We start from the raw sequence: 14,007 nt of genomic DNA, 5'->3' as shown, positions 1-14,007 counted from the left end.
AGGCACTTAAACAATTGAGTAATTACTCTAACTGAGGGATATTCCCATATTTAAAGCAAACTTACAATCAACTAGCCCCTTGCTTTTTCAATATGAGAGACGATCTCTTTCAATATTTCTTTTGGGTATTGCATATGGCAGTGATGCCCTCCTTGAACTTTTGAAACGCTAAGCGTATCAAAACATGGAAGAAATTGTTTCATGTTATCACGCATTTGAGCATATCCTTCATTTGGTAAGATAAGCATAGTGTCTACTGTGATTTTATCTAATAAACTCATCGCTTGTTCTTGGCCTAGCCTAATCGTAGAGGGCAATTTTAATTTAGGATCAGAGCTTAGCGTGTACCTCCCCTGCTCGCTGATTATTGTACGGGCCATTAATATCTCTGCGATATCATCACTAAACTTGCCGACTGTAGCCCGTGTTCTGACCATTGATTGTCTATCGTCAAACCAACGTTTTGGCTGAGCAGCAAGCTTTTTTCTCTCTTCAAAGGCTTTAATCAAGTTTGATTTCACATGCTCAGGACTTTGATACACGAGCCCTATACCATCCACTAAGCTCAATGACTGCACCATATTTGGGAAAGTGCTAGCCAGCAAGTTGGAAATAAACGCCCCCATTGAATGACCCACAAAATGCGCCTGCGGCAAGTTTATTGCGTCCATAAATCGGATCACGTCGTATATATAGTCAATAAAATAATATTGTGCATCCGCCGATTTCCACTTTGAACGACCATGGCCTGGTAAGTCCACCAGATACCAAGTATGCATTGCTAAGTGCTGCTCGGATAATAGCTCTGCCATGGGCTTAAAACTGTTACTGTTGTCCAGCCAACCATGCAAACACACCACTGCATTAGGACCATGACCAACTTGCTGCCACGCAAAACCATTGCAAAAATAGTCTTTCATCTCATTTTTTTTATTAATCGACATTTATTGATATTCTTCACAATCACATTTAGTTAAGATCATACGCGATAAAACTTAAGCGTTTAAGGTAATAATTATATCAATTATTACAAAACTCGTTTAAACCAAACACGGGAAATCAAAGGAAAAACTATGTCACGCAAAATTTCGGCAGTTGCAGCGGCTATCTCTCTCTTGGCAAGTAGTCAAATTTACGCTGCACCAAAAAATATCATTTATATGATTGGTGACGGTATGGGTCCGGCATACACAACTGCGTATAGATACTACAAAGACGATAAAACAACAAAAACTGTAGAACCAACTGTGTTTGACTCTATTTTAGTTGGCATGGCGCATACTTACCCAGACGACAACACGGTTGTTACGGACAGTGCAGCAGGAGCAACTGCGCTAAGCACAGCTATTAAAAGCTATAATGGTGCAATCGCGGTCGACACAAAAAAGAAGCCGTTAAAAACCATGCTGCAAATGGCAAAAGAAAACGGAAAAACCACAGCGCTAGTCGCTACCTCTCAAATAAACCATGCTACACCAGCCAGCTTTGCAGCACATAATGAATCTCGTCGTAACTACGATGAAATTGCTGACGACTATGTTGATGTAAAAGTTGCAGGTAAGCTGCCTGTTGACCTTATGCTAGGGGGTGGTACTAAGTATTTTATTCGCGAAGACCGTAATATTGTCTCTGAATTTAAACAGGCTGGCTATCAATATATTGATAATTTGAACAAGCTAAATACCATTGAATCAATTCCAGCAATTGGGCTTTTTGCAGAAAAGGGCATGCCTTACGCTATAGATGAAAGTCCTTTGCGCCTGACACATATGACAAAAAAAGCACTGTCTTTGCTGAACAAAGACAAAAACGATAAAGGCTTTTTTGTCATGATCGAAGGAAGTCAAATCGACTGGTGTGGTCATGCTAATGACATTGCCTGTGCCATGAAAGAAATGGAAGATTTCGCACAATCTATTGAACTGGCTAAGGCTTATGTTGACAACAACCCCGACACGCTACTTGTAATCACAGCTGACCACTCAACAGGCGGTTTAACTCTTGGAGCTGACGGCGATTACAAATGGGAACGAGACGTCGTAGCAAATGTAAAAAACTCTGTCAAAACAATCACGAAAAAGCTTAAAGATAGCAAAAATATTGAACGTGACTGGGTAGAGCTGACCGGATTAGAATATTCTGAAGACATAGCTAAAAAGCTCACTGAGGCAAAGCCTAACGGCGATAGAGCAATTTTTGACGTCATCAATGGATACATCAACCAAGCAAGCTATACAGGTTGGACTACTGGAGGCCACACAGCAATTGATGTGCAAGTATTTGCCCACGGAAAAGGCCGTGAACATTTTATTGGTTCGCAAAACAACACCCAAATTGCTGAAAAGCTAATTTCTTTTATTGAGTAATTAGTTTGTTTTAAATATGAAGGTTTGGCGGTACTAAAACCGCCGAACTTGACCATCTAAGTCATTTTTTAGCGGCTTTTATTGCAAGGGACAAAACACATAGTCCGCAGTTCCGTGTCTCTCAAGTGGCCGCTAAATCTTATTGAGAAACTCCTCGTAAGCTAAGCGTACTTGCTTATTATCAAACATTTTGTAGTGACCAGCCTCTTCAGATATCACTATCTGTTTATCAATACTTTGGCTTGCGTCGTATAGTCTATGTGACAAAGATACTGGTGTTTGCTTGTCTTTTGATCCGCCTATCACTAGCAGTGGACCCTGATAATAATCGCTAAGGACTTGCGCATTATTGACCGAAAAAAACACATCATCGACCTGCACATCAACCCACATTTTTTTGTACCAAGGAATGGCTTCGTCGATCCAATCAGCAACGTTTGTCGCAGAACCCTGCATTACTAGGCCATCAATTGAGTTACTTTTGGCAACTTGTGCCGCAATAAAACTACCAAGAGAAAAGCCATGAACTATTAATTTTTCAGCACCCAATTCATTTTTACTAAATTCGTAACTTAATTGTGCATCGCTGATTAAGGTTGAAATCGTTGCACTTCCATTGCTCGCACCTAAGCCTCTACGGTCAAATACAACAATATCATAATCGTACTTCACAATATCACTAAGTTCAGTACTCACTGATTTTTCAACGCTCATACCATTGCCGGGAATATATAAAATGGTGTCTTTTGTATTTGCATGGTCAAAGTGTAGACCGTGTAATACGACAGCCTCTCCATTGACTTGAATTGAGATTGGTCTAATTTCATGTTCAGGCGTCTTAGCGTTCAGCTTTTCAACAAAATCACGACTATAATAAGTGACCACCTCGTCTTGGCTAATAAAGTTTGATTCCTTAATAGACACCGAGCAACCCGTTAGCGCTGTTGCAAGCCCCAGGGCTAATATTGTCTTTTTCATCGTATTGTCCTTATTATTCTTTAGCGATGGAGTGATTAATTTAGCAGAAACTGACAAGCCATTGTCAGTCCCATCTTGTAACTAAAAATAACTGAGTTATACAAAACCCTTAGGCTAGTAGTAATTATACCCGACACTTAGTGAGTAATACGTTTCCTAATAAGGCTTTGAAAAGCACTAAATAGTGAACACACCTTTTTCGTTTTTTGGAAATCAGCAAGATACTCGTTTTAGTCCGCTCTTGCGCCATTAAATAGAAATTAAGCCGCCAGAAAACGACAATGACCAATTAGATCATTATGTGATTTTTTTGCTAACCAAAATCATGCATCAGCGACCTAACTCTTAATTCATCGGGAGTAATAGCCTGTCGAAAGATCCGCTTAGCCGGCAAGACGTGAATGCGATGCTTTTCAGTGCGTGTATTGTAACTTCTGTATAACTTACCTAATACTCGCATTGTTACCTAAGTGTCTTTCTTATCCTAGTAATACGACTCAACTTACTTTGGTTCGATGTTTGAAAATATAAGTTCAACCCACCCGGTTTGAGCCCTATAAAAAATATACGAAGATACTTCCTGTATGTGTGGGTTCCGATTCAGAATAATTTGCAAGGGTATTCTTTTCAACCCAAGTTGCCCCTCCTCTATTGCACTGTTCATGTTTCATTAATCTAGGATCTATAACGTGTATTGTTTTCCTAGTCGATGCGCATTCATGCCTTACGTGTATATCGACTAAAAATTGAAAAACACTCTAATTTGAATCGCTAAAACACTTGGAAACAAAAAAGCAACAAAAAAACAACGTTGAATTTTTCGACGTTTGAAAGTTTCAAATTTACTTACCATTTACACAGAAGAAAAATAAAAATCTGCAATTTATAGTTCATAAAATCAACCCGTTAAAAGAATGCAATATTAAATTCACAGTAAAAGCACCAACCAAGAATAAAATAAATTGAATTTTATCTCTTTCGCCCTGACCTACCTTATCAAAGCACTGCAAACGTTAAAAAATAAGAAGGTAAATCATCAAATTCGAAAAAATCAAAATAATTCACCCTCAATAGCTTTAGATAAATTATCCGACTTATAAGAAAAATCTAGTTACTTAATAAGCAAGAACAGACAAATCAAAGAGAAATTCACCCTATTGACTCCAGTTAGAGTTGTTTACTACCTTGTTATTGCGCTGATGCGCAACATTAAAAAATATCAATAAACAGGAATTTAAAATGAAAACTACTTTAAAAGCTCTTACGCTAATTGCTGGTACTTTCTTCGCGGGATCTGCTTTCTCAGCTCAAGTTGTATGTGACGTCTATGCTAAAGGTGGCGGCCATTCATGGGGTAATGGCACTCAAAATTGTATGGCGCTCGATTTTTCGTTCGGTAACTCAACGTCAGGCCGCTTTTATCTCAAAGATGTGACGAAGGATATTGAAGAGGTTCGTTGGGACGGTATTGCAAGATGTAGCGGTGGTACAAGCTGTAATGTTACTGTTAGAGCTTATTCAGGCGGCAATACGGCATCAGCACTTATTCTTTATAAAGATGGCACTTGGGAAAGAACAAATACTGCCAGAGCGTCGTACGAAACAGGCCACTAAAATTTAGGGCTTTTTAAAAACAGCAGCGCCTTGTCTAAATTTAACGGGCGCTGCAAATTGATTAGCCCCCAATAAGCTTTTGGTTTTTTAGTTATGTCTTTTGGAAAAACGACAAAGTAGGTTTAATACATAATGCCCAGAGTTAAAAATACTATTCTTACAAATATTGAGAACCCATAAAAAGTACATTACCTATCAAAAACTTAAAACCAGTCACTTACTTTCTGAGTATTAATCCCGAACCACACTAGCGATATTCGAATGACCAGTACTTTGTAAGTAGCTAACATTGTTCAGAATCGACCAAGTTCATAGAAAACAGTTTAATTACTGCTATACCGCTATACTCAACTCCATTAACTTATCGTAGTAGCCTAGTTCATACCGAGCAGGTGAAACATGGCTAATTGAAAACAGCACATGTTTATTATCAGCCTAATTTCTCACGTATTGAGCTGTATATATGACAACTTCAACTCGCACTCAAGGCTTATCCCTATTGGTGAACTGCGAATTAAATAGTCGTTTCTTGTCGCAGCAATCGCGTTTTCATGCGAATTTAGGGCATCGAATGTTGATGCTTGGCTCTCTCTTTCAGCAAAATAGTCCTGTGTACCTAATAAACAAATACTGACTGCCCCTATCGCTCAGAGTATTTGGCCCCCTTAGGTGACTTCATTTCCAAGCTGTTTGTTCTAACAAACCATACATGAAGCAAATGTGCAGAGATAACTCCTCGAATTTTTACCAAAAGAACATTCCACCCCAAGTGGATTAACCCAAATTTAACAACTACAATGTAGTTTTGGCTCATTATTAGAATTTTTCATGTTGATAAAAAGTGCATACTTAACAATAGCTTTTAGCTTAAATTTTAGCCATACAAGGTACAACTTGGCGTATTGAAGTCAGTTTCAGAGTTGCGGTTAGACCGTTCCAAGTGTAAGGTTGTTTAAAAAACACACAAGATGTAACTGATATGTTTAACTTAAGTCAATTTTATGAAATTGAAAGAGCAGTTAAACCACTTTTATGCTCTGTTTTTTAGTGCTGATGTTTAAGTGAGTTATCAGTTCAAAACAACCGTAACTAAAGACAACAAGGAACAAACATGAGTATCAAGCGATTTAAACTTTCTACAGTAGCAACCATCATGGTATCAGCTATGAGTTTTCCAACTTTGGCGGACGCCCCTGTGCTGCAAGAGCAACAACTAAAGCAGCTAAGCGCTTTTAAGTTAGAGGAAAAATCAGCAACCAACAACCGCTACATCATTAAATTTAAGAGTGAAAAAACAGCCGAAAAACGAGTCTTTAATGACTTTATTGCTATGAATTTCCTGTTTACAGCTGGTGCTGAACCATTATTCTCGCTTAATGGTCAACAAGCCATGGTTGCCGAACTAGACGAATATAGTCTGGAAACATTGCGCGGCTTGTCATCTATTGAGTCGATAGAAATTGACCCAAAGCGTTTCTTATTCGATGCCACTAAATCTGACGGCGTAATTAGCCCTTACGCACAAAGTACGCCATACGGTATCAATATGGTGCAAGGACACTTACTGTCTCAAAATAACACCTCTGCAAGAAAAGTCTGTGTAATTGACACAGGTTACAATCTAGGGCACCCAGATTTACCTTACGGTAACGTCACAGGCATTGCGAACAATAATGCCGTCGGTAGATGGAATAATGACGGAAATGGTCACGGAACGCACGTTGCCGGTACCATTGCGGCCGAAAACAACAGTCAAGGTGTGGTAGGTGTTTACCCTGGCGTAGACCTTCATATCGTTAAAATATTTAACGATAATGGTCAGTGGACACACGCGTCGAACCTCATTAATGCTATCCAGCAATGTAAAGACGCAGGATCTCATGTTGTTAATATGAGCTTAGGCGGGGGTAACTATTCGAGCAGTGAAAATACGGCGATGCAAAACTTCGTAAATGGCGGCATGATGCTTGTGGCAGCTGCAGGCAACGACGGAAATAGCTCTAAGTCTTACCCAGCATCTTACAATTCGGTCATTTCTGTTGCGTCTGTAACATCAAGCGAGTCTCGCTCTTCTTTCTCTCAATACAATGACCAAGTCGAGGTTGCAGGGCCAGGTTCGAATGTAAACTCAACTTATCCAACTAATACTTATAGAAGTCTAAGTGGTACATCTATGGCATCGCCTCATGTTGCAGGTGTAGCAGCACTAGTTTGGAGCCATCACACGCAATGTACAAACCAAGAGATCCGTGCAGCCATTAACGCTACAGCAAAAGACAAGGGCGCAGCTGGCCGTGACAATTACTATGGACATGGTATCGCCCAAGCGAAAAGTGCATCAGATTACCTTTCTGCAAATGGCTGTCAAGGTGGCGGCGATCCGGGCAACCCAGGTGATGTTAAACCAGTAAACGGGTCTTTACCAAACTTGCAAGGTAATCAAAATGGTTGGACCCACTACACATGGAATATTCCACAGGGAGTGAAAGAAATGAACTTGGCGATCACAGGAGGCACAGGTGATGCTGACCTTTACGTGAGATACAACGCTCAACCAGACGCTAACAACTATACTTGCCGTCCATGGAAAAATGGTAATGAAGAGCAGTGCTCATTTACTAATCCAAATGCGGGTACATGGCACATCAGCCTATATGGTTACAACAATTACAATGGTGTAACGTTAAACTACTCATATAAATAAACACACGTAAAGTGAGTCTCACCTCACTTTACTTTACTTTTCTCATTGAGTCGGCTGTGATTGCGTCGACTCACTTCTGAAGAAGTGAAATCAAACCCTCAATAATTAAATTAAATATAGCAACAATAAAGCAACCTGCCGCGTTATTGTTTTTAAATATATATTATCAGCTATTAACAATTTATAAATATAAAAACATCACCAATTCGAGGTATTGAGATACCATAACTCCACCATGCACCACTCAAATTCTTTTGATAAAACCAGCTAATACCTAAAAACAATTAATAGCTTTATTAATATACACTTAGGTTACTCAATCAGTAAAAAACTCTACATTGCGCATATTTCAAACCAACTACTGATTACCTATACAGCAACTTTATCCTTTGGGGTAAAACCACCTCTCCTTTTGTGCAATATTTATTCCATTGAGTAGTAATATCTTTGATAAGTTAATAAACATTGCGCTATAATGCGCCTCAACAATTGCAAAAATCCAAAGGGTTCTTCTCAATTGCGCTGCTAGCGCATAGGACTATAGCTTAAGTAAAAGAGAAGAATAAAACACATTGTTTTAAGTACACAGGATGAATGTCCTATGGAAACTCTATTTCGTGCTTAACAACGTCAAAAACCTTTTTTAACGATGATTTGGATAAACTAAAACGTGGTAATTCAACACACAATGCTGTTACAAGCTCAAAAAATGACTTTGGTCGACGAACTTTTGAGTGATTCAACAATCCGCTTGGTAAACTCGCCGATATTAAACCATCGTAATCACAATGCCCTTTGGCAATAGCATCAACTTCTAGTTAGTAATTCCTATCGATTGTACTTTACTGCATCAACTCTCAAGGTTAGTCCTAGCTTAGAATCTAACCATGTTTTGGTGTGAGAAATAAAGTCGTTCGAAGGGGCAGTTTGTTTAAGTCAAATATGCATTGAGCTGAGATTCAAGTATTTGACCTTATTAATTTTTAAATACAAAACACACGGGAAACAACACAATGAAAAACGTTCGCTTAACTAAAGTGGCCGGCGCCTTAGCATTAGCTATTGGCGTATCAGCAAGCGCATTCGCTTCTGATACATCGTCTGCAATGCGTGGTAAAATCACCACACCTAACGGAGATGCGGCAGCTAATGTTAAAGTTACAGTTATTCACGAACCAACTGGCACTATCAGCACATTTACTACCAATGAAGCGGGTGCTTTTATTGCCAAAGGCTTACGCGTAGGCGGTCCTTACCGCGTAGTGCTGGACTCTGACAAATACCTAGATGCAGAGCTTGACAATATCTTCCTTCAATTGGGCGACACGCACAGAATCAGCAATCAATTAAAGCCTCTACAAACCATTGAAAAAATTGAAGTAAGTGGTTATAAGTTGGTACAACAGGCTGGCGGATCAAGTAGCGTATTTGGTGAAGATGCAATCAATAATGTCCCTAGCTTTAACAACGATATTAAAGATGTTGCGCGCCTAAATCCAATGGCAAGCATTAACGGTAACGGCGAACTGACCATTGCTGGTAATAACCCAAGAACAAACAGTTTAACTGTAGACGGTATTGGTCAAAATGATGATTTTGGCTTGAACTTCGGTGGCTACCCTACTTCACAACCTCCTGTTGCTCTAGATGCTGTTGAGCAAATCTCAGTAGATACATCTCCGTTTTCTGCGAAAAAAGGTAACTTTGGTGGCGGTACCATTAACGCGGTTACTAAGTCTGGCTCAAATGATTACACGTTTACTGGTTTTTATGAAACCAGTACGCCTAGCCTGACAGGTAAACTAGACAATATTTCTGAAGCTAAATACAAAGAAGATGTAAAAGATGCGAATGGTGAAACGATTCACCGCGCAGGCTCGAGCATTCTTGATGAGAATGGCCATAAAACGTTTGAGATTTCTAGTACAGATCCTATCGAAACTGAGTCTCGCATGGGCTTCAGTACTGGTGGCGCAATTGTCAAAGACGAACTGTTCTATTTTGTGAACTACAACTCTTGGAAGCAAGAGATGGACATGGATTACGGCTTTGACGGTTCAGGTACTGCACATGAATTCGATATCACTGAATCTGATTACAACACATTTGTTAACACGCTAAACAACACTTACGGTATTCAAGATGAACTAGGCGGCAATCCAGAAGATAAGAGTGAAAGCTTACTAGTAAAACTGAGCTGGAATATTAGTGATTTACACCGCGCCGATTTCACTTACCAATGGCAAGATGAAAAAGACGACAGAGGTTTTGCAACTGGTGGTAACTCACTAAGCATGGCGTCTAGCCGATATGAGTACACAACTAAGTTCGACAACTTTGCAACCAAGCTATATTCTGATTGGTCTGATGAATTCTCAACAGAAATCGGTTTAGCGTACAAAAATGTTACCAATGACAGTATCACAAACTCTGATTTAGGCTCGATTGAAGTATTTATCGACGGTGGTAGAGGTGAATCATTTGAGTTTGGCCGTGACAGATACCGTCACGCAAACAAAAGTGAAACTGAGACTTTCGCGCTGACATTCGATGCTACATACTTCATGGGCGACCACGAAATCAACTTTGGTGCGCAACTAGAAAGTAAACGTCTATATAATGTTTTCGGTGAAGGCTCAATGGGTACTTGGACATTTGGTAGCCTTGAAGACTTTGCAAATAAGAAGCTGCACGTTATTAAAGACAGAAGAACCGAAGTTGAAGATTATCAGTTCTCATATACTAATGCATACACTAATAACGTAAATGACCTTGCTTATGACGCAACTCGTGAACAGATCGCATTATATATTGAAGACAAGTTCTATCTAACTGATGACCTAGAAATCACTGCGGGTGTTCGTTATGAGCGTTTGGCTTCAAGCGATGAGCCAAGACTTAACGCAGCATTCCAGAATACTTATGGCTACACAAACCAAGAAAACCTAGATGGCGCAGATATCATCCTGCCTCGTATCGGATTCAAATACTATGCGACTGACGCCTTGACTATCAACGGTGGTATTGGCCGTTTCCAAGGTGGTATTCCAAATGTTTGGTTTAACAACCCTTTCCAAAAAGACGGTTACACACAAGTAGCTGCGACGCAAGCTGCAATCAACGCACACTTTGCTGACGTTGAACAGGTGGATATTACAAAAGTACCTCAAGGGATCCAAGATTCTTTAAAACCAGGTACTGGCAGCACGGCATATACTGATCCAAACTTTGAGTTGCCTTCAAGTATTCGTGCGCAAGTAGGTTTTGAATATGAGTTCGATTCAGAACTACTAGGTGATGGCTTTAAATGGTCTGCGGAAATTGCATACCAAAATAAACAAGACGAAGCAGTATGGCGCAACACATCTATCAAGCCCCAGTTAGATGAAAGTGGAAACATTGTTCGCTCTGCAACAGGTCGTGTAATCTACGACAGCATTTACTCAGGTGATCTGCGTGATAACTACGATATCATGATGACCAACTCTGATCTTGAAGCCAAATCAATCATCATCTCAACAGCAATTGCGAAAGAGTTTGAAAACGGCCTATATATCTCTGCAAGCTACACAAACCAAGACGTTGAAGACATCGTGCCTGGCGGCGCATCGCAAGCAGATGGAAACTACAAGCATACAACTACACACAGTCGTAATGTTGACCTAGTCGGTCGTGGTCACTATGAAGTTGAGCACAGCTTCAAGCTGAACCTTCGTTACCAAACAGAATTTATTGATGGCTATGCATCTAAGTTCAATGTTTTCTTCGAACGTCGTTCAGGCCGCCCATTCAGCTACACAATGGGTTCATACAATGACAGCGACTTTGGTGATACACGCGACTTTAACCGCACGTCAGCATACCTAGCTTACATTCCAACTGGTGCCAACGATCCAAAAGTAAATTGGGATGAATCTGGCCTCAACTGGGAGCAGCTAGAGGCACTTCTTAACCGTGCAGGCATTTCTGAGCGCGGTCAGATCCTTGACAGAAATACGGGTACTCAACCTTGGGTTACAACTATGGATGTCAGCTTTAAACAAGAAATTCCAGGTTTCTATAAAGAGCACAAAGGCGAGATCTATTTCATGATCGAAAACTTTGCAAACCTACTTAATAGCGACTGGGGTATCGAGAAGAAGCTTAGCCACAGTGACCAAAAACTGTATGACTTTGGTGGTTTAGAAAATGGTCAGCTTGTGATAGATGAGCGTTACAAAGGCTCTGATGTTCGTAACTACTCTCAAATTGATAAAGGCTCGTCAGCTTGGCAAGCTAAAGTTGGTATCCGCTATACATTTTAATAGTTGAAACTAACTACATAACTTTATGATGGCCAACAATTGTTGGCCATTTTTATTTATATGGTATATCACTTATTCTTAGGTGTGCTCTATGGTAGATTAATATTTAATCTACCAGTAAGGCAACTGTTTACTTATAGATAAATTGGCTATAAAATTTAATTAGCCGGGATTTTAATCAACATAATTTTTTATTTATAACCACACACCCTCTCTAACCTAATTTTAAAATAAAGACAACCCCTACAGCGGGTTAAGCACCACAACCTTAACCTGATTATAATTAAAACAAGAAAATATAAATCACTTAAAACTCATTTGCATTAAAATATTAATATTTAAACTATATTAACAACACCTCTATATTAATTATAAAAATAGTGTACTATCTACGAGAAAATTAAAACTTCAATAAAAGGACTACAATGAACCAACGCAACTCAATATTCTTGTTAAGCTTGTTATCTTCTTCCGCATTTGCTTTTGATGCTAGTGTAATATCAATTACAGATAGCCGTTTCGGTGCAATTGCAAATGACAATATTGACGATACAGTTCAAATTCAAGCTGCTATAAATTATGCTGTAGAAAATAACAAAAGCGTATATATTCCTGCGGGTACTTTCAAAGTTTCAAATACACTTGATGTAACCCAGCGCAAAGGAAATCATAACTCTAGAATTAAAATATATGGTGAGAAACGTAACTTATCAAAATTAGAAACTTCCGCTGACATAGCTTTATTTAAAGTAGCACACGGTGTGGAATTACATAATTTATCTCTGTCTCAAACAGCAGGTTATAAAAAAGGCACTGCAATCGACATTCCGTTTGCAAGTTATAGATCAAATTTCTCAAAACTAGATATATCCGGGTTCAATACGGGTATTAATGGCAAGTGGGTAATATGGAGTCGCTTCGAAGATTTATTTATCGCCAATGTAAACCTTGGTATTCATTTACATGGTAATGGTGAAGCGCCAGCTTATTGGAATACAGAACCAAATGGCTGGTTTAATAACGTCAACATCTTTGACAATGTATATGTAGAAAAGTCAGATACTGGCATAAAGTTAGCAGCGATGGGCAGCGACATTGCAAACTCTACGGTACAAAACTCACGAGTTGGTATCGAGATCTATGGACCTGCAGATCATAGAACATGGAATAACCAAATAAGTAACTTTTATGCCGAAGGTGTAAAGACAGTATTTAAAGTGAAAAACTCCAGAACATTGGATATTAACGGCGTGTTTGCCCAAGGTGGTAAAAGCAGCGATCGAGCGTACGCTGTTATAGACGCCGAAAATGGTGGTGTAATTAATGTCAAAGGTATGACAGGTCAAGACTGGTGGACTCACAGCGTAATCCTGAAAAATACAAACTTAACTGGGCACGTTGCGGCAGTGGGAGGCACTCCAAGTATCGATGCTCAATCGGTTTACTCCAGTAAACAAACCGCTGGTATTAGCCTACCTGCCAACAGCAGCTGGGTTGCGCTTCCTAGCAGTGTCGCAGTCTCTCTCAATAGTACTTACAGAGTCACCGTTACCGGGATCCGAGATGGCTACGAGCCCGTTTTGGAGGAGTACACTATATTCAATTGGAATGGCGTAAGTCGTTATGGCAAAATCGTGCATAACTCAGGAGTTGGCCGTGTAAAGCTTAAAGTTGAAGGTGGTCGACTCTACGCACAATTAGCCTACAATGGCGGCAATGGCTTAAGCGGTGGTAAAGTTACTATCGAAAGGCTTCACTAAACATTTGTGTGAATCTGTGGGTGAGCTTATTGGCTCACCTTCAGTAAGCAATAAAACTGATTATACCACCTTGAAATACAGCAGTTTTCTATATCCCCCAAATTGCAGTGAAACAATTCCCACAAACGGGTTAATTTCATCCCCCGCTTACCCCCAACTTTCGATCCTTCATTCAAGCAGGCTCAATTGAATAACACATTTGTATCACTATACTATTGAGGTTCAACTTAACGAAAAATAATAAGCCCCGAGCGGGAGCTTATTAAGTTGTACTAATTCAC

The 14,007-nt window shown here is 39.6% G+C and carries 7 protein-coding genes; 5 read left to right on the top strand and 2 right to left on the bottom strand.

The genetic code is table 11. The features are described 5' to 3' along the window. Positions 1-71 precede the first annotated feature (71 nt). Positions 72-944 (bottom strand): alpha/beta fold hydrolase, encoded by an 873-nt coding sequence (locus J8M00_RS02370; protein WP_211008763.1) that lies wholly within the window; start codon positions 942-944, stop codon positions 72-74. Positions 945-1,073: 129 nt separating this feature from the next. On the opposite strand from J8M00_RS02370, the gene J8M00_RS02365 reads away from it, so the two are divergent. Further along, positions 1,074-2,366, top strand: a complete 1,293-nt coding sequence (locus tag J8M00_RS02365; protein WP_211008762.1) for an alkaline phosphatase — start codon at positions 1,074-1,076, stop codon at positions 2,364-2,366. Between the two features lie 132 nt (positions 2,367-2,498). Here the strand turns inward: J8M00_RS02365 and J8M00_RS02360 are convergent, their stop codons facing one another. Then, positions 2,499-3,344 (bottom strand): alpha/beta hydrolase, encoded by an 846-nt coding sequence (locus J8M00_RS02360; RefSeq protein WP_211008761.1) that lies wholly within the window; start codon positions 3,342-3,344, stop codon positions 2,499-2,501. Between the two features lie 1,239 nt (positions 3,345-4,583). Here J8M00_RS02360 and J8M00_RS02355 point away from each other — a divergent pair. The 4 genes from J8M00_RS02355 (at position 4,584) to J8M00_RS02340 (ending at position 13,726) form a co-directional block, all read left to right on the top strand. Further along, the gene (locus tag J8M00_RS02355) at positions 4,584-4,958 is read left to right on the top strand and encodes a hypothetical protein (RefSeq protein ID WP_211008760.1); all 375 of its coding nucleotides are present in this window, start codon (positions 4,584-4,586) and stop codon (positions 4,956-4,958) included. Positions 4,959-6,069: 1,111 nt separating this feature from the next. Continuing rightward, complete coding sequence (locus J8M00_RS02350) at positions 6,070-7,662, top strand: S8 family serine peptidase (protein WP_211008759.1); 1,593 nt, start codon at positions 6,070-6,072, stop codon at positions 7,660-7,662. A gap of 1,013 nt (positions 7,663-8,675) precedes the next feature. Further along, positions 8,676-11,966 carry a TonB-dependent receptor gene (locus J8M00_RS02345; protein ID WP_211008758.1) on the top strand — a complete coding sequence of 1,097 codons (3,291 nt, stop codon included), beginning with the start codon at positions 8,676-8,678 and terminating at the stop codon, positions 11,964-11,966. A gap of 425 nt (positions 11,967-12,391) precedes the next feature. Then, positions 12,392-13,726: a glycosyl hydrolase family 28-related protein gene (locus tag J8M00_RS02340; RefSeq protein ID WP_211008757.1), complete on the top strand. Its 1,335-nt coding sequence runs from the start codon at positions 12,392-12,394 to the stop codon at positions 13,724-13,726. Positions 13,727-14,007: the final 281 nt, after the last annotated feature.

The organism is Pseudoalteromonas luteoviolacea (genome assembly GCF_018100925.1).
GTDB classification, from domain to species: domain Bacteria; phylum Pseudomonadota; class Gammaproteobacteria; order Enterobacterales; family Alteromonadaceae; genus Pseudoalteromonas; species Pseudoalteromonas obscura.
This window is presented reverse-complemented; position numbering and strand designations above follow the sequence as displayed.